Raw genomic sequence first — 15,218 nt, forward strand, 5'->3', positions numbered from 1 at the left:
AATGAGCACCGAAATCACCAATCCGTCCGGTGCGAACCTGACCACCGGGGAACGGTCGAAGGCGGTCACCGAGTCGCTCAAGCGCTTCGCCCGCATCGCCCGCCAATCGGACCGCAAGCAGGGGATCCGCGCCTACCGGACCCACGTCAAGCGCGATCCCGTGATCCCGCTGCTGTTCCTGCTGGTGTTCGTGCTGCCGACCCTCACGATGGTCGGCTACCTCTACCTCGTCGCCTCGGACCGCTACGTGACCGAGGCCCGATTCGCCCTGCGGCCGGCGCTGGGCAACGTCGACAAGGTCCAGTCCGAAAAAACCGGCGAGGATTCGAGTCTGCCCAAGCAGATGATCATCCAGGATACGATCATCACGGCGAACTACATCGACAGTCGGCAGATGGTCGAGACTCTGGAAAAGCAGCTGCCGGTGCGGGAGATGTTCACCCGGGACAGCATCGACATGTTCTCCCGGGGGCCGCAGGACGCTCCGATCGAGCGCTTCATGCGCTACTGGAGCAAACGCGTCGCCACCTCGATCGACACCCATTCGGGCATCGTCACGCTCACCGTCTCGGCCTTCGATCCGGAAGAGTCCTACAAGCTCGCCCAGGCGTTGCTCGCCGAGAGCGAGCGGAAGATGAACGAACTGAGCATTCGGGCTCGGAACGCAGCGGTCGGCGAAACCAACCGCGAACTGGCGCACGCCGAGCAGCGCATGATCAAGACCCGCATGGCGGTGCGAGAACTGCGCAATGCCGGCGGCGTCCTCGATGCGGCGGCGACGAACACCACCAACCTGACGATGATCTCGGAGCTGCGCAAGCAACGCATCGATCTGGCGGTGCAGCTCACCCTGGGCCTGCGCGACCTCGGGCCGGACACGCGCCCGATCCGGGACATCAAGACACAGATCCGCGACCTCGACGAGAACATCGAAAAGATCGAGCGCCAGATGGCGACCACCGATCCGAACCAGAAGAAGGTGCTGGCGGACCTGCTCAGCCAGTTCGAAGCCTACGACAACCAGCGCAAGGATGCGGAGGATTATTACAGCAAGGTGCTGGCCGCCAACGAGGCCGCCCGTATCCTGGCGGCTCGGCAAATCGAGTTCTTCACGCCCGTGGTCGAGCCGATCGTGCCGGTTTCCTCGACAGAGCCCAAGCGGGCCCTGTGGTCCAGCATCTGCGCCCTGGCCGCAATGGCGCTGTTCGGACTCTCGGTGGTGATCCGCAAATACGTCTTCAGCTGAGGTCGTCCGCCCGGCATGCGAGTCCGGGCCGTCCGTCGCGATCTGCGCGGGGAGGGCGGCTTGCGGTCAGCCGATCGCGCCGGGCGGGCGCCGGGTCGGCGACGCGGCGGTGGGATCGGCCGGACTGGCCGGATCGGGGGCGAGCGTCGGTTCCGGGTCGGGCGCGGGCGTGGCGGTCGCGACCGGTGCGGCTGGGCTTCCGCTCCAGCCTTGAGCTCGCCAGCCTTCCGCCCGCTCGTCGAGATCGACCGCGCCGCCGCGGCGCATCAGCGCGACGACCCGCTCGGCGAGATCGCCGTCGGCCCGCACCGTCACCAGGGTGCCGCCCCGGCGCACGCCCTCGGCGTAGGTCTCGGCGTCGGTGCCGCTGAGGCCCGCGCCGGTCAGCGCTCCGATGAGTCCGCCCGCGGCCGCGCCGACGCCCGCCCCCGACAGGGCCGTGACCAGCCAGCCCGCGGCCACGAGCGGCCCGAGGCCGGGGAGCGCGATCAGGCCGAGCCCCGCAAGCAGGCCCGCTCCCCCGCCGAGCACGGTGCCGACGGTGGCGCCCGCCCCCGCGCCGTCGGCGGCCTCGGCCTCGCCGGCCCGTGCCGGGCCGGGTTCGGCGGTGGTGGGGGGCAGCGGCCCGCCCTCCTTGAGGGAGAGAATGCCGATCTCGGCATGCGGCACGCCCTCGGCCTCGATGCGGTCGACGACCCGGGCGGCGTCCTCGTGGCTGTCGAACAGCGCGGTCACGGCGCGGCCTGCCATGGCGGTGGTCCTCTGAGGCTTTCGACGAACTGCTTCACCAAGCCCGCTTCGTTCGGCTTGGTTCCTGTCGCGGCGCCGGCGTTAACCGGTCGCTAACCCTGAACCCGGCAAATCCTGCCGGGTGGGCCTGCCGGCCCGTGCGGGAGTTTCGGCGACATGAGCGAGACGGCGGGCGCCGCCCCGGCGGGAGGATTGGGCGCCCTCGCGGCCTTCGTGCCGAGCCGCGCCAGCCTCCAGGCGCTGACGAAGCGCACCGACCTGTTCTTCGCCACCGCGGTGATGGGCATCCTCACGGTGCTGATCTTTCCGCTGCCCGCGGTATTGCTCGACCTGCTCCTCGCGGTCTCGATCATCATGTCGGTGCTGATCATGATGACGGGTCTGTTCATCGACAACCCGCTCGAATTCACGGTCTTCCCGACGCTGCTGCTCGTCGCGACCCTGCTGCGGCTCGCCCTCAACCTCGCCTCGACCCGCCTCATCCTCGGTCACGGCCACGAGGGTACGGCGGCGGCCGGCCACGTCATCGAGGCCTTCGGCCACTTCGTGATGGGCGGCAACTTCGTCATCGGGATCATCGTCTTCGCGATCCTGATCATCGTGAACTTCGTCGTCATCACGAAGGGGTCGGGCCGTATCGCGGAAGTGGCCGCCCGCTTCACCCTCGACGCGATGCCCGGCAAGCAGATGGCCATCGACGCCGACCTCTCGGCCGGCCTCATCGACGAGAAGGTGGCGAAGGCCCGCCGTTCCGCGCTCGAAGAGGAATCCTCGTTCTTCGGCGCCATGGACGGCGCCTCGAAATTCGTGCGCGGCGACGCGGTGGCGGCGCTGCTCATCACCGGCATCAACGTCGTGGGCGGCATCATCATCGGCGTCGCCCAGCAGGGCTTGGGCTTCGCGGAGGCTGCCAAGACCTACACGCTGCTGACCATCGGCGACGGCCTCGCCTCTCAGGTGCCGGCGCTGATCGTCTCGACCGCGGCCGGCATCCTCGTCTCGAAAGCGGGCGTGAAGGGCTCGGCCGACAAGGCGCTCGGCAAGCAGATGGCCAACTACCCCAAGGCGCTCGGCATGTCGGCGGGCGTGATGGGGTTGATCGCGCTGCTCCCCGGCATGCCGATGCTGCCCTTCCTCGGCCTCGGTGCGGCGGCCGGCTATGCGGCGTGGCGCATCGCCAAGACGCAAGCCGAGGCGCCCCCCGTCGTCACCAATGCCGACGGCACGCCCGCTGCCCCCGGCGCCGCGCCCGCGGAGGAGACCGTCACCGATCTCCTGAAGCTCGACGACCTCAAGCTCGAGATGGGCTACGCGCTTCTCGCCCTCGTCAACGGCGAGGGCCAGGACCGGCTCACCGACCAGATCAAGGCGCTGCGCCGCCAGCTCGCGGCGGAACTCGGCATCGTCATGCCGTCGGTGCGCATCCTCGACAACGTGAGCCTAGAGGCCAACACCTACACGGTGCGGGTCAAGGAGATCGAGGCCGGCACGGGCCAGGTGTTCCCCGGCCAGTTCATGGCGATGGATCCGATGGGCGGGCAGGTGCAACTCCCCGGCCTGCACCTGATGGAGCCGACCTTCGGCCTGCCCGCGACCTGGGTCGATGCGAGCCTGCGGGATCAGGCCCAGCTCAAGGGCTACACCGTGGTCGATGCCGCCACCGTCATCTCGACCCACCTCACCGAGGTGATCAAGGCGCATGTCTCGGAGCTGCTCAACCACGTCGAGGTGCAGAAGTTGCTGCGCGAACTGCCCAAGGAGCACACCGAACTGCTGAAGGAGGTGGTGCCCTCGCAGATCGCCACCACCGGCATCCAGCGGGTGCTGCAATTGCTGCTGGCCGAGCGGGTCTCGGTGCGCGATCTCGGCGCCATCGTCGAGGGCATCGCCGAGGTGGCGGGCCACGTGAAGAATCCGCGCGACATCGTCGAGCATGTCCGCGCCCGGCTCGGGCGCCAGATCTGCGCCCAGTACCAGGGTCCGGACGGCACGCTGCCGATCATCACCCTGTCGCCCGCCTGGGAGCAGGCCTTCCTCGAATCGATCGTCGGCGAGCGCGAGGAGCGCTACCTCGCGATGCAGCCGTCCCGGCTCAGCGAGTTCGTCAACACCGTACGCGACCGCTTCGAGCAGGCCGCGCGCATGGGCGAGATGCCGGTGCTCGTCACCTCGGTGCAGGCGCGGCCGTTCGTGCGCTCGATCATCGAGCGCTTCCGCCGCGAGACCCCGGTGATGAGCCAAGCGGAGATCCATCCGCGGGCACGGCTGCGGACGATCGGTTCGGTGTGAAGAAGGAAGAGCGGACGATGGGAGGCCGGGAGCGGCCTTCAGTCGTGGCCCTCGATGGCGCGCAGGACCGCGACCAGCTGGTCGGCCTGATGGCGCGTGAGACCCGTGCTGATGACGGTGCCGTTACGGCAGATCGAGCAGGTTCCGTCCTCGGAAACCCGCACCTTGATGGAAGCCATGATGTTCGATGATCCGAGCGCGGAAGCTGCGCCCACACTGCAAGCTTAACCGTTCGTGAAGGCTGGGCAAGCGCGCTCGTCCCGCCATCCACGATGGCGGCAGTTAATCCTTTACGAACGCGGCGTCATCCTGCGGGAAACGGTCCGCAGCTTCGCTCGCGGTGCATGGCCGAACGGCACCGACCCGCGAGGGCCGGCGCCGGTCGAAGCCCGCTGTGGGCCCCGGCATCCGCCGAGGCCTCGAGGGGAGTGGGCCTCACGTCGCCGGAGGCCGGGCGAGCGAGGCGAGAAGGAAGGCTCAGACCGCCTTCTTTTCCAGGCGCTTCTCGATGACGTGGTTGTCGAGGCCCGGCGCCACCAGCGGGGGCTCGGGCGGGTTCGGATTGGCCTTGTCGGAGAGCGCCTTCGACAGGCGCGAGCGCTCGAACAGCACCACCACCACGATGGCGATGGCGAAGGGGATCAACAGGTAGAACAGGCGGAAGATCAGCAGGGCCGCGAGCACCGGCGCTTTCTCGGCATCGGTCTGGAGCTGCATGGCGGTGAAGAACACCAGCTCGAACACGCCGAGGCCCCCCGGCGCGTGCGAGGCCAAAGCCACCGAGAACGAGGCGAGGAAGATGCCGAGCACGGCGATGAAGCCGGGATTCAGGGCGTCGGGGAGCGCGAAGTAGATGATGCCGGCCGCGCCCAGCAGCTCCAGCGGCGCCGCGATGAGCTGGCGCACCATGATCTGCGGCCGGGGATACTCGATCTTGAACGAGCGGATTGTCAGCGGGCGGAAGCGCAGCACCGAGCCGAGCACGTAGAGGGCGACGAACGCGAGCAGCGCGAAGCCGACGAGGCGGGCGGTGTGCGGGTTGGTCAGCGCCGCGGGCAGCAGGCTGTCGAGGCGGGCCAGCAGGCCCGGATCGTAGACCAGCACGAAGCCGCCGAGCAGGATCGTACCGAGGCCGAAGGTGAAGGAGCAGAGCGCCACCAGCACCGCGACCTGCGCCGCCGAGAGTCCCTTCGCGGTGTAGGCCCGGTAGCGCACCAGGGCGCCGGAGAAGACCGAGGCACCGATATTGTGCGAGAGCGCGTAGGTGGTGAACGAGCACAGCGACACGAACCGCCACGAGATGCCGCGCACGCCCAGATGCATCAGCGCGATCCGGTCGTACCAAGCGAGTGCGGCGTAGGCGACCAGCGTCGAGAGGGCGGCGAAGAGGACGTGATGCGGCGGAATCGCCAGGAAGGCGGCTTCGATGCTCGCCCAGGACTGATCCTTCAGCTTGCCCCAGAGCAGGTAGCAGGAGGCCGCCACCGCCGCGAGGCCGACCAAGCCCCAAAAGATTTCACTGATCTTCTTCATGGATACCGGCCGCCTCCCTCGAAACCGGTCCCTCCTGCGCCAGGGCCGCACGCATCGCAAGCGGGACCGGGGCGACCGGGTCGATGCGGCGGGCTCTTGCCCGCCGATCGTGACGGTTTCATGCCGACGGAGGCGTCGGTTCGGCCATGAACTCGCGGGTAATTGCGGTTATCCGGGCGCAACGCAAAAATCGCCGAGCCACTGATGCGGCTCGACGATCCGAATGAGCGGTCCTGAAAATCCGAAAAAATCAGGCCCGGGCGCGCAGGCCGATCGCGTCCATCTCGGCCTGCTCGCGGGCGGCTTCCGCGGCGCGCTCGGCGGAGCGCTCGCGGTCCTCCAGGATCTCGACCTTCTTGAGTTCCTCGAACGCCTCGCCGAGTTCGGCCTTGGCCTCGGCGAGCTGGCCCTCCAGGGCGGCCGCCGACTGGCGCATGTTGTCCCGGCGCGTGGTCGCGGCGCGGGCATAGGTCGGGTAGGCGAAGTGGGCCGGATCGGAGATGCCGGCGCGGGCCTCTTCCTGGGCGACCTCGCGCTCCAACTCGGACGCCATCCGGTTGAAGTCGGCCATCATCATCTCGATCTGCGCCACCCGGCGGCGCTTCTCGTCCACCTGGAACCGCCGCAGCCGGATCAGCGTGTCACGCGATTTCATGTCGGGCCATCCACTCCTACGCTACGCTGGCGAAAGGGCCGGACGCGTTCGCCGGGCCTTCGACAGACCCGCCCCCGACGCGATGACGCCTCACCCGCCGCCCACGATGGCGGCCAGCCGTTCGTAACCCTCGCCGATGGAGGTTGCTTCTTCCTTACCCTGCCCCAGAAAAGCCGTCAGATCCGGCATGAGCGCGACCGCTTCGTCGACCTCCGGGGACGAACCCGCCCGGTAGGCGCCGAGCCGGATCAGCTCTTCCATGTCGGCATAGGTCGCCAGCACCTTTCTGGCGCGACGCACCGTCGGCAGATGGGCCGGGTCGCAGGAGCGCGGCATGGTGCGCGAGACCGAGCGCAGCACGTTGATCGCCGGGTAGCGTCCCTGCTCGGCGATGCGCCGCTCCATCACGATGTGGCCGTCGAGGATGCCGCGCACGGCATCCGCCACCGGCTCGTTGTGGTCGTCGCCCTCGACCAGCACGGTGAAGAGGCCCGAGATCGCTCCCTCGCCGGTGCCGGGGCCGGCGCGCTCCAGCAGGCGCGGCAATTCGGAGAAGACGGTGGGGGTGTAGCCCTTGGCGGTCGGCGGCTCGCCGCCGGCCAGCCCGATGTCGCGCTGGGCCATGGCGAAGCGGGTGATCGAATCGATCATGCACAGCACCTGCGCGCCCTGGTCGCGAAAATACTCGGCGACCGCCAGCGTCACGTAGGCGGCGTTGCGGCGCATCAGCACCGGCTCGTCGGAGGTCGCCACCACGACGACCGAGCGCGCGAGACCGGCGGCCCCGAGATCGTCCTGCAGGAATTCCTGCACCTCGCGGCCGCGCTCGCCGACGAGGCCGATCACGGCGACGTCGGCGGCGGTGTAGCGGGCCAGCATGGAGAGCAGCACCGACTTGCCGACCCCGGAGCCGGCGAAGATGCCCATGCGCTGGCCGCGGCACATGGTGAGGAAGGTGTTGATGCAGCGCACGCCCAGATCGAGCGGCGGCCCGACGCGGCGGCGCCCGTGGGCAGGCGGCGGGTCGGCCCGGAGCGGGTAGATCGCCGGTCCCTGGGGGAGGGGGCCGAGCCCGTCGATGGGGCGGCCCAACGCATCGACCGTGCGCCCGAGCCAGCCTTGAGACGGCCGCACGGCGCCCGCCGCCTCGTCGCGCACCAGCACCGGGCAGCCACGGCGGACGCCTTCCAGCGAGCCGAATGGCATGGCGAGGGCCCGGTCGCCGGAAAAGCCGATCACCTCGCAGGGGACCGTGCCGGCCCCGCTCGCTTCGACCACCACGTCGAGCCGCCCGCCGAGCCGCATGGCGGCGACGGGCCCGGCGACCTCGACGAGGAGTCCGCGGATCGCGGTCACCCGCCCGAACACCTCCAGGGTCTCGACGGTGGAGAGCGCGGCGAGCGCCGCCGCGAACCCGCCGGTTCCGGTTCCCGGCCCGCCCGTCATGCCGGCCGCCTCTGCGTCATCGGCCCGTCCCTTCCTCGCGCCATCGATCGGGCCGATGTCTTAACACCCCGGTGGCCGTTTCGGCACGGACCGCTGCAATCCGTCTCGTCATGGTAAGGCCCGCGAAAGCTTGAGCGGTAAGGATCGCACCCTGTCTCCCATCTGCAACAAATCCCGCAACCGTAAGGAAATGAGAGGCTTACCCTCATCGGCACAGGCGCAGCACGGCCCGGGCGACGGTTCCTTGAGAACGGATTGCCAACCCTAATGAGAATCGCCTGCGGACTCGAATGAGATGAACCTTGCAAGCGGGATTCGGCTTTTGTTAACGGTTAAGGAATAGCGTTTCTGAAGTGGGAATGAGGGAGCGTCTGCCGAGGCCGTCGGTAGGCGCCCGGCGGCGGCTTGTCTCAAGCGCCCTGATACGGCCTGGCCGGGGTGGGGACCGACGATGCGCGTACTTCTGATCGAGGACGACAGCGCCACGGCGCAGAGCATCGAGTTGATGCTCAAATCCGAGAACTTCAACACGTACACGACCGACCTCGGCGAGGAGGGCGTCGATCTCGGCAAGCTGTACGATTACGACATCATCCTTCTCGACCTCAATCTGCCCGACATGTCGGGCTACGAGGTACTGCGCTCCCTTCGCGTCGCGAAGGTGAAGACGCCGATCCTGATCCTGTCGGGCATGGCCGGCATCGAGGACAAGGTGAAGGGCCTCGGCTTCGGCGCCGACGACTACCTCACCAAGCCGTTCCACAAGGACGAACTGGTGGCCCGCATCCACGCCATCGTGCGCCGGTCGAAGGGCCACGCCCAGTCGGTCATCACCACCGGCGACCTGATCGTGAACCTCGATCAGAAGACCGTCGAGGTCTCGGGCTCGCGCGTCCACCTCACCGGCAAGGAGTACCAGATGCTGGAACTCCTCTCGCTCCGGAAGGGCACGACGCTCACCAAGGAGATGTTCCTCAACCATCTCTACGGCGGCATGGACGAGCCGGAACTGAAGATCATCGACGTGTTCATCTGCAAGCTGCGCAAGAAGCTCGCCAACGCCTCCGAAGGCAAGAACTACATCGAGACGGTGTGGGGTCGCGGCTACGTGCTGCGCGAGCCGGTCGAGGGCGAGGACCGCATGGCGGTCTGACGCCGAACGGACGGACGACGACAAAAACCCCGCTCCGGCGGGGTTTTTTGTTTCCGGCGGGGACTGGGGAATGAGGTCGCTCGCCCAGCGGCACTGCACGCCAGAAGCGATGGGGGGCAGCTCGCTCTTTCGAACCGCCCCGTCATTCCGGGGCCGCGCAGCGGAACCCGGAATCCACCCGTGATGCGGGATACCCGGCCGAAGTCGGACCGTCGCGGCCAGTCGTGGATTCCGGGGGTGCCTGCGGCGCCCCGGAATGACGAGCGTTGAGCGAAGCAAGAAGAAGCCCCGCGGCCGGTGTGGCCGCGGGGCATCACAAAAGACGACGAAAAACTACGCCAGACCGAGCTTCTGCGCCAGGCCGATGCGCTGGAGCTTGCCGGTCGCGCCCTTGGGGATCTCGTCGAGGATCAGGATCTTGGCCGGGACCTTGAAGGCGGCGAGCCGCTCCGAGGCGAAGCCCTTGATGTCCTTCTCGGCGGCGTGGACGCCTTCGCGCAGCACGATCGCGGCGGCGACGTCCTCGCCGAGCTTGTCGTGCGGCATCGCGAAGGTGACGCATTGCGACACCGCCGGATGGTCCATCAGGATTTCGTCGACCTCGCGCGGCGAGATCTTCTCGCCGCCGCGGTTGATGATCTCCTTGAGGCGTCCGGTGATCGAGAGATAGCCCTCGGGCGAGAGCGTGCCTTGGTCGCCGGTGCGGAACCAGCCCTGCCGGGTGAAGGCCTCGGCGTTGGCTTTGTCGTTGTTCTCGTAGCCCTTCATCACGTTGTCGCCGCGAATGACGATCTCGCCGGTCTCGCCTGCCGGCACCGGCTCGCCGGCGAGATCGACGATGGCGATCTCCGGGCCCGCCGCGAGGCCGACCGAGCCGGCGTAATGCGGCTTGGGCGGCAGCGGGTTCGAGGCCATCTGGTGAGCGGCCTCGGTCATGCCGTAGGCCTCGATGACGGGGGCCGAGAACGTCTCCTCCAACTCCTTCATCACCTGCGGCGGCAGGGAGGAGGACGAGGAGCGGATGAAGCGCAGCGGGTTGCGGGCGATGATCTCGGCATTGCGCCCGGCGCGGCCCAGGATCGCCTGATGCATCGTCGGCACACCGGTGTACCAAGTGGGGCGCACCTCATCCATCCAGGCGAAGAACTTCAGCGCGTTGAAGCCCGGCGTGCAGGAGACCTGACCGCCCGCCGAGAGCGGGGCCAGGATGCCGGCGATCAGGCCGTGGATGTGGAACAGCGGCATGATGTTGAGGCCGCGATCCTCCGCCGTGAATTGCAGCGCGGTGCGGATGTTGCGGGCCGAGGCGCAGACATTGGTCTGCGTCAGCGGCACGATCTTGGGCCGCGAGGTGGTGCCGGAGGTGTGCAGCACCAGCGCGATGTCTTCCGAAGCCGCCGGGCCGCCCTTGGCCGTGGGCTCGGCGGCCTCGTCGGCGAAGGCCAGCGTGAAGCTTCCCGCGCCCTCTTCGGGGGTCGGCTTCAGGCGGGCGACCGGCAGGCCGAGCTTTTCGGCCACCGCCGCAGCGGGCGTCGCCGAGCCGTCGGCGGCGATCAGCAGCTTGGCGTTGAGATCGGTGAGGTAGAACTCGAACTCGTCGGCCTTGTAGCTCGGATTGAGCGGGGCCGAGGTGGTGCCCGCGGCGACCGCGATGAAGGCGGCGGCCATCTCCGGCCCGTTCGGCAGCACGATCGCGACCCGGTCGCCGCGGCCGATGCCGCGGGCGTTGAGTTCGGCGACCGTGCGGTCGGTGAGCGCGCGGAGCGCCTGGAAGGTCAGCGGCACGCCGCCGGGGCTCGACAGGGCGGTGGCCGCGTCGTCACCGGCCCGGATCAGGTCGTAGAGGGTCGTGGCGGCCACGGGGGTCTCCTTGGCGTCGAGGGGGGAAGAGGCGGAATCGTCGGGCATACGCATCGGGTCACGCTTCCTGGATCGCGAGGCGCCCGTTGGCGCGCTCCAGGCTCTGGGCGAGCAGGCGCATCAGGGCGAAGACGGTGTCGATGTGCGGCGTCGGCGTCTGGGTGAGGCGGCCGAGTTCGATCACCGAACCCACCAGCGCTTCCAGCTCGATCGGACGACCGGCCTCGACATCCTGCAGCATCGAGGTCTTGTGCGGGCCGACCTTCTCGGCGCCCGCGATGCGCTTCTCGATGCCGAGCCGGAAGGTGACGCCGAGCCGATTCGCGATGGTCTCGGCCTCGCGCATCATCTCGGCGGCGATCGCCCGGGTGTCGGGGAAGCGGCAGATGTCCTCGAGCGTCGCGTGGGTCAGCGCGGAGATCGGGTTGAAGCTGAGATTGCCCCACAGCTTGAGCCAGATCTCGGCGCGGATGTCGCTGGTGACCGGCGCGCGAAAGCCCGCCTTGGCGAGACGCTGCGACAAAGCCAGCACGCGCTCGGACTTCGAGCCGTCGAGTTCGCCGAGGCCGAAGCGGTTGCCCTCGATCACCTTCACGGTACCGGGATCGGTCAGTACGGTCGCCGGATACACCACCGAGCCGATGACGTGCTTCGGATCGAGGTTATCGGCGATGAGGCCGCCCGGATCGGCGCTCTCCAGACGGGTGCCGGCGTGCTCGCCGCCGTGCCCGCCCAGGAAGTACCACCACGGAATGCCGTTCTGCATCGTCACCACGACGGTGTCGGGGCCGATCAGGTGCTTGATGTCGGCCGCGATGGGGCCGACCTGATGCGCCTTGACGGTGAGCAGCACGATGTCGTGGACGCCCGCCTCCTGCATCGAGCGGGTCGCCTTCACGGACTTCGAGTGGATCTCGGTGCCGTCCTCCTCGATCAGGCGCATGCCGTTCTCGCGGATCGCGTCCGCGTTGGAGCGGGCGATGAAGGTCACGTCCTCGCCGGCCTCCGCCAGCCTGACCCCGAGATAGCCGCCGATGGCGCCGGCGCCGACGATCGCGATGCTCATGTCTCTCATCCGTGTTTCGCGGGAAAAGCCCCTCTCGGGCTCGTCCGCGTGATGGTCGTTCAGGACGGCCCGCGGGTTCGTCGCTCCGCGGGCCGTCCGCCTCTACAAGTGCCTTGGCCGTCCCGCAGTGCCCTCACCGGGGCGGCGTGACCGCCGTTGCGCGCACACGGTTCGGTGCGTCCGATGTTCGGGCCGATGCTCTAATCGAACCGGTTCGTCAGCGTGCCGATGCCGTCGATCACGACCTCCACCGTCGCGCCCTTCGGAATTGGCCCGGAGCCGACCGAGGTGCCGCAGGCGATGAGGTCGCCGGGCTCCAGGGTCATCCCCTGAGAGAGGAGCGAGACCAGCCGGGCCACCGGCATCAGCATGTCGCTGATCGGGAAGTTCTGGCGCTCGCGGCCGTTCACCAGGGTCCGCACGGTCAAGGTCTCGGGATCGAGGCCGGTGGCGACGACGGGTCCGAACGGACCGAACCCGTCGAGGCCCTTGGCCCGCGCCCATTGGGTGAAGCTCGCATCCGCCTTCAGGATCGCGGCCGAGGTCACGTCGTTGATGCAGGTGAAGCCGAAGACGTGGTCCATCGCCTCGGCCTCGGAGACGTCGCGGGCGGCCTTGCCGATCACGATCGCGAGTTCGCCCTCGTAGAGCGCCCGGCCCGAAGCCTCCGGCACCGGAATGGTCGCCCCCGACGGGCGATAGGTGTTGGCCGGCTTGATCAGGAACAGGGGCGCCTCGGGCCGGGACAGCTCCAGCTTCTCGGCGAGCGCCCCGAAATTGTTCCACAGGGCGATCAGCTTCGAGGGCCGGCACGGCAGGTCGAGCGTCACCTCGGCGAGCGGCAGCGTCCGCCCCGTCTCGGTCGGCGCGCCGAACAGGTCGCCTTCGAACACCGTGATGGTCTCGCCGTCGAGGCGGCCGAAGCCGGCCGCGCCATCGTGGCGGAAGCCGATCCAGCGGGTCACGGTCGCGCTCATCGGCTGGGTGCCGTAATGGCGGAAATGTCGAGCGGGGCGGCGTCAGCGGCCATCGAGCTGTCCCTGATCCTCTCGTTTCGGCGCCGTCGGCGTGCCGAATCTCTGCGAACGGCCGGACGCTATGCCGGCCGGTATTTTGGATACAGCATCCTTGACCCATCGAGCCGCGAAGGTTGACTGGAAAATATTTGGCCGGTGCGCAGAAATTTTTTGAAGCAGAGGGCGCGGCTCGAGCCCGATGCGGATCGCGCAGGCCAGGGATGCCCGTAACCTATGCTTGGAACCAATGGCCGCGCCCACCGTTCCGCTTGCCGAAGGCGCCGTAATCCGGCGCACAGCCAACGAAGGGAGACATCCGATGAGCAGCACCACCGACAAGCTCAAGGGCCTCGCCAACGAAGCTGCCGGCAACATCAAGCAGTCCGTCGGCAAGGTAACCGGCAACGAGAAGCTTCAGGCCGAAGGCAAGGCGCAGGAAGTCGAAGGCAAGACCCAGCGCACCGTCGGCGAAGCCAAGGACGGCGTGAAGAACGCCGCCGACAAGATCAAGCGCAGCATCTGATCCGTAAGGGTTTCAGGTTCTGACAACCGGAGCCGCACCCCTGCCGGGTGCGGCTCTTTCTTTTCCGGCGCCGATCCGAGCGCCTCACCATCGGAGAACACTTCAATGAATCGTGATCAGATCGAAGGCGGCATTCGCAACATCAGGGGCCGTGGACGCAGCGCGCTCGGCGCCGTGACCGGTCGCGCCCGGCCGCAGGTCGAGGGCGCCTACGAGCAGGTCGCCGGCGTCGCGCAATCGACCTACGGCCGAATCCATGCCCAGGCCGAGGGGCTGCACCGCGACGGGCGCCACTTCGCCGACGAGGCCGTGAGCCGCGGCCGCTCGCTGCGCGACGAGGCCACCGATCGCAGCCGCCACTACCGCAGCGAGGCCCGCCGCCAGGGCCGCGCCCTGATCGCCCGGGCCGAGGACAACCGCGGCACCACGCTGGCCCTCGTGGCGGCGGCGGCCTTCGGCCTCGGCTGGTTGGTGAGCCGCGGGCGCTGAGGCCGGTCGAGTCGCTCCCATGGCCAAGTGCCGCGGCCAAGCCCCGCGGCCAAGCCCCGCGGCCAAGCCCCGCGGCCAAGCCCCGCGGCCAAGCCCCGCGGCCAAGCCCCGCGCGCCCCGCGCGGGGCTGCCGAACGTTGACGCCGACGCCGTCTTGCCGTCCCAAGGGAGGGCGAAACGGCAGAGGCAAACCGGAAGACGATGCCGGCACGATCCTGGCTCGACCTCACGACCGAGGAAGTCCGCACCCGCGACATGGGCCGCGCCATCGCGGTGCTGCCGGTGGCGGCGGTGGAGCAGCACGGGCCGCACCTGCCGCTCGGCACAGACACCTTCATCGCGCAGGGCTATCTCGACCGGGTCGCGGCGCTCGTGCCCGAGACGCTCGACGTCTGGCTCCTGCCGGTGCAGGCGGTCGGCAAGTCGGACGAGCACGATGCCTTTCCCGGCACCCTGACGCTGACGGCCGCCACCGCGCTGACCGCCTGGACCGAGATCGGCACCGGCCTGCACCGGGCGGGTTGCCGGAAACTCGTCATCGTCTCCTCGCATGGTGGCAACAGCCCGCTGATGGACCTCGTGGCGGGCGAGCTGCGTGGCCGCTTCGGCATGATCGCCGTGACGACCGCCTGGAGCCGCCTCGGCCTGCCCGAGGGGATGTTTCCGGAGGCCGAGATCCGCCACGGCATCCATGCCGGCGGGATCGAGACGGCCCTGATGCTGGCCCTGCGGCCCGATCTCGTGCGCACAGACGCCATCGCGGATTTCGAGCCGCGCATGGTCGCCATGGAGCAGGATTTCTCGCTGCTGCGGGCCGGCCGGCCGGCGGCCTTCGCCTGGAAGACGCAGGACCTCCATTCCTCGGGCGCGCTCGGTGACGCACGCCTCGGCACGGCCGAGAAGGGCCGCGCCGCCCTGGAGCACGGCGCGCGCGCCTTCGTGACCCTGCTCGGCGAGATCGGCCGCTTCGAGCTGTAGCGGTCTGAGGCCCGTCGCGCCGTCGCGCCGATACGCCGCCGATCTCGATTTCCGTGGTGTCCGAGAATTGGGTGTTCGTCTGAGGCTAAGTCGCTGCGTCGGCTCTTGGGTGCATGTTATGTTGCCGGCAATTGAATAGGGCTCAGCAGTCGAGCCTTCGATCAGGGCGCGGTTTGAGCGACGATATCTCGATTTAATCCGATGAATTCATTGC

14 protein-coding genes are annotated in these 15,218 nt (G+C 68.7%); 6 read left to right on the forward strand and 8 right to left on the reverse strand.

The features are described 5' to 3' along the window. Position 1: 1 nt before the first annotated feature. Positions 2-1,246 (forward strand): KpsE/RkpR family capsule polysaccharide export protein, encoded by a 1,245-nt coding sequence (locus BM140_RS03800; protein WP_091942136.1) that lies wholly within the window; start codon positions 2-4, stop codon positions 1,244-1,246. A gap of 66 nt (positions 1,247-1,312) precedes the next feature. Here the strand turns inward: BM140_RS03800 and BM140_RS03805 are convergent, their stop codons facing one another. Then, positions 1,313-1,996: a hypothetical protein gene (locus BM140_RS03805; protein ID WP_091942138.1), complete on the reverse strand. Its 684-nt coding sequence runs from the start codon at positions 1,994-1,996 to the stop codon at positions 1,313-1,315. 156 nt (positions 1,997-2,152) lie between these two features. On the opposite strand from BM140_RS03805, the gene flhA reads away from it, so the two are divergent. After that, the gene (flhA, locus tag BM140_RS03810; protein ID WP_091942140.1) at positions 2,153-4,285 is read left to right on the forward strand and encodes a flagellar biosynthesis protein FlhA; all 2,133 of its coding nucleotides are present in this window, start codon (positions 2,153-2,155) and stop codon (positions 4,283-4,285) included. A gap of 38 nt (positions 4,286-4,323) precedes the next feature. Here the strand turns inward: flhA and BM140_RS25720 are convergent, their stop codons facing one another. The 4 genes from BM140_RS25720 to fliI form a co-directional block, all read right to left on the reverse strand. Then, entirely contained in the window at positions 4,324-4,464 is a 141-nt protein-coding gene (locus tag BM140_RS25720) for a hypothetical protein (RefSeq protein ID WP_165616385.1), read from the reverse strand. Positions 4,465-4,762: 298 nt separating this feature from the next. Next, positions 4,763-5,818, reverse strand: coding sequence for a lysylphosphatidylglycerol synthase domain-containing protein (locus BM140_RS03815; protein ID WP_091942142.1), 1,056 nt, complete (start codon positions 5,816-5,818; stop codon positions 4,763-4,765). A gap of 250 nt (positions 5,819-6,068) precedes the next feature. Further along, positions 6,069-6,473, reverse strand: a complete 405-nt coding sequence (gene fliJ, locus BM140_RS03820; protein WP_056242087.1) for a flagellar export protein FliJ — start codon at positions 6,471-6,473, stop codon at positions 6,069-6,071. Between the two features lie 90 nt (positions 6,474-6,563). Beyond that, positions 6,564-7,919, reverse strand: a complete 1,356-nt coding sequence (gene fliI, locus BM140_RS03825) for a flagellar protein export ATPase FliI (RefSeq protein ID WP_091942144.1) — start codon at positions 7,917-7,919, stop codon at positions 6,564-6,566. A gap of 451 nt (positions 7,920-8,370) precedes the next feature. Here fliI and ctrA point away from each other — a divergent pair, with 451 nt between their 5' ends. Further along, entirely contained in the window at positions 8,371-9,072 is a 702-nt protein-coding gene (gene ctrA / locus BM140_RS03830) for a response regulator transcription factor CtrA (RefSeq protein ID WP_012452681.1), read from the forward strand. A gap of 333 nt (positions 9,073-9,405) precedes the next feature. Here the strand turns inward: ctrA and BM140_RS03835 are convergent, their stop codons facing one another. From BM140_RS03835 to BM140_RS03845, 3 genes are all read right to left on the reverse strand, one after another. Continuing rightward, the gene (locus tag BM140_RS03835) at positions 9,406-10,986 is read right to left on the reverse strand and encodes an acyl--CoA ligase (RefSeq protein ID WP_091942146.1); all 1,581 of its coding nucleotides are present in this window, start codon (positions 10,984-10,986) and stop codon (positions 9,406-9,408) included. Between the two features lie 4 nt (positions 10,987-10,990). Then, entirely contained in the window at positions 10,991-11,998 is a 1,008-nt protein-coding gene (locus BM140_RS03840) for a 2-dehydropantoate 2-reductase (RefSeq protein ID WP_091942148.1), read from the reverse strand. Between the two features lie 200 nt (positions 11,999-12,198). Further along, a complete protein-coding gene (locus BM140_RS03845; RefSeq protein ID WP_091942690.1) occupies positions 12,199-12,963 on the reverse strand; it encodes a fumarylacetoacetate hydrolase family protein in 765 nt (254 codons plus the stop codon). A 370-nt stretch (positions 12,964-13,333) separates the two neighbouring features. On the opposite strand from BM140_RS03845, the gene BM140_RS03850 reads away from it, so the two are divergent. The 3 genes from BM140_RS03850 to BM140_RS03860 all read left to right on the forward strand — a co-directional run bounded on the left by BM140_RS03850 (position 13,334) and on the right by BM140_RS03860 (position 15,004). Next, positions 13,334-13,537 (forward strand): CsbD family protein, encoded by a 204-nt coding sequence (locus tag BM140_RS03850; RefSeq protein ID WP_091942150.1) that lies wholly within the window; start codon positions 13,334-13,336, stop codon positions 13,535-13,537. Between the two features lie 105 nt (positions 13,538-13,642). After that, the gene (locus BM140_RS03855; protein ID WP_091942152.1) at positions 13,643-14,026 is read left to right on the forward strand and encodes a CsbD family protein; all 384 of its coding nucleotides are present in this window, start codon (positions 13,643-13,645) and stop codon (positions 14,024-14,026) included. A 201-nt stretch (positions 14,027-14,227) separates the two neighbouring features. Continuing rightward, the gene (locus BM140_RS03860; RefSeq protein WP_091942155.1) at positions 14,228-15,004 is read left to right on the forward strand and encodes a creatininase family protein; all 777 of its coding nucleotides are present in this window, start codon (positions 14,228-14,230) and stop codon (positions 15,002-15,004) included. The last annotated feature ends 214 nt before the right edge of the window (positions 15,005-15,218 follow it).

This window comes from Methylorubrum salsuginis (genome assembly GCF_900114375.1).
GTDB classification, from domain to species: Bacteria; Pseudomonadota; Alphaproteobacteria; order Rhizobiales; family Beijerinckiaceae; genus Methylobacterium; species Methylobacterium salsuginis.

What these genes read in the sequence shown, in the direction of transcription:
- BM140_RS03800 (WP_091942136.1), top strand. Translation starts at nt 2, where the DNA reads ATGAGCACCGAAATCACCAATCCGTCCGGTGCGAACCTGACCACCGGG.
- BM140_RS03805 (WP_091942138.1), bottom strand. Translation starts at nt 1,996, where the DNA reads ATGGCAGGCCGCGCCGTGACCGCGCTGTTCGACAGCCACGAGGACGCC.
- flhA (WP_091942140.1), top strand. Translation starts at nt 2,153, where the DNA reads ATGAGCGAGACGGCGGGCGCCGCCCCGGCGGGAGGATTGGGCGCCCTC.
- BM140_RS25720 (WP_165616385.1), bottom strand. Translation starts at nt 4,464, where the DNA reads ATGGCTTCCATCAAGGTGCGGGTTTCCGAGGACGGAACCTGCTCGATC.
- BM140_RS03815 (WP_091942142.1), bottom strand. Translation starts at nt 5,818, where the DNA reads ATGAAGAAGATCAGTGAAATCTTTTGGGGCTTGGTCGGCCTCGCGGCG.
- fliJ (WP_056242087.1), bottom strand. Translation starts at nt 6,473, where the DNA reads ATGAAATCGCGTGACACGCTGATCCGGCTGCGGCGGTTCCAGGTGGAC.
- fliI (WP_091942144.1), bottom strand. Translation starts at nt 7,919, where the DNA reads ATGACGGGCGGGCCGGGAACCGGAACCGGCGGGTTCGCGGCGGCGCTC.
- ctrA (WP_012452681.1), top strand. Translation starts at nt 8,371, where the DNA reads ATGCGCGTACTTCTGATCGAGGACGACAGCGCCACGGCGCAGAGCATC.
- BM140_RS03835 (WP_091942146.1), bottom strand. Translation starts at nt 10,986, where the DNA reads ATGCGTATGCCCGACGATTCCGCCTCTTCCCCCCTCGACGCCAAGGAG.
- BM140_RS03840 (WP_091942148.1), bottom strand. Translation starts at nt 11,998, where the DNA reads ATGAGCATCGCGATCGTCGGCGCCGGCGCCATCGGCGGCTATCTCGGG.
- BM140_RS03850 (WP_091942150.1), top strand. Translation starts at nt 13,334, where the DNA reads ATGAGCAGCACCACCGACAAGCTCAAGGGCCTCGCCAACGAAGCTGCC.
- BM140_RS03855 (WP_091942152.1), top strand. Translation starts at nt 13,643, where the DNA reads ATGAATCGTGATCAGATCGAAGGCGGCATTCGCAACATCAGGGGCCGT.
- BM140_RS03860 (WP_091942155.1), top strand. Translation starts at nt 14,228, where the DNA reads ATGCCGGCACGATCCTGGCTCGACCTCACGACCGAGGAAGTCCGCACC.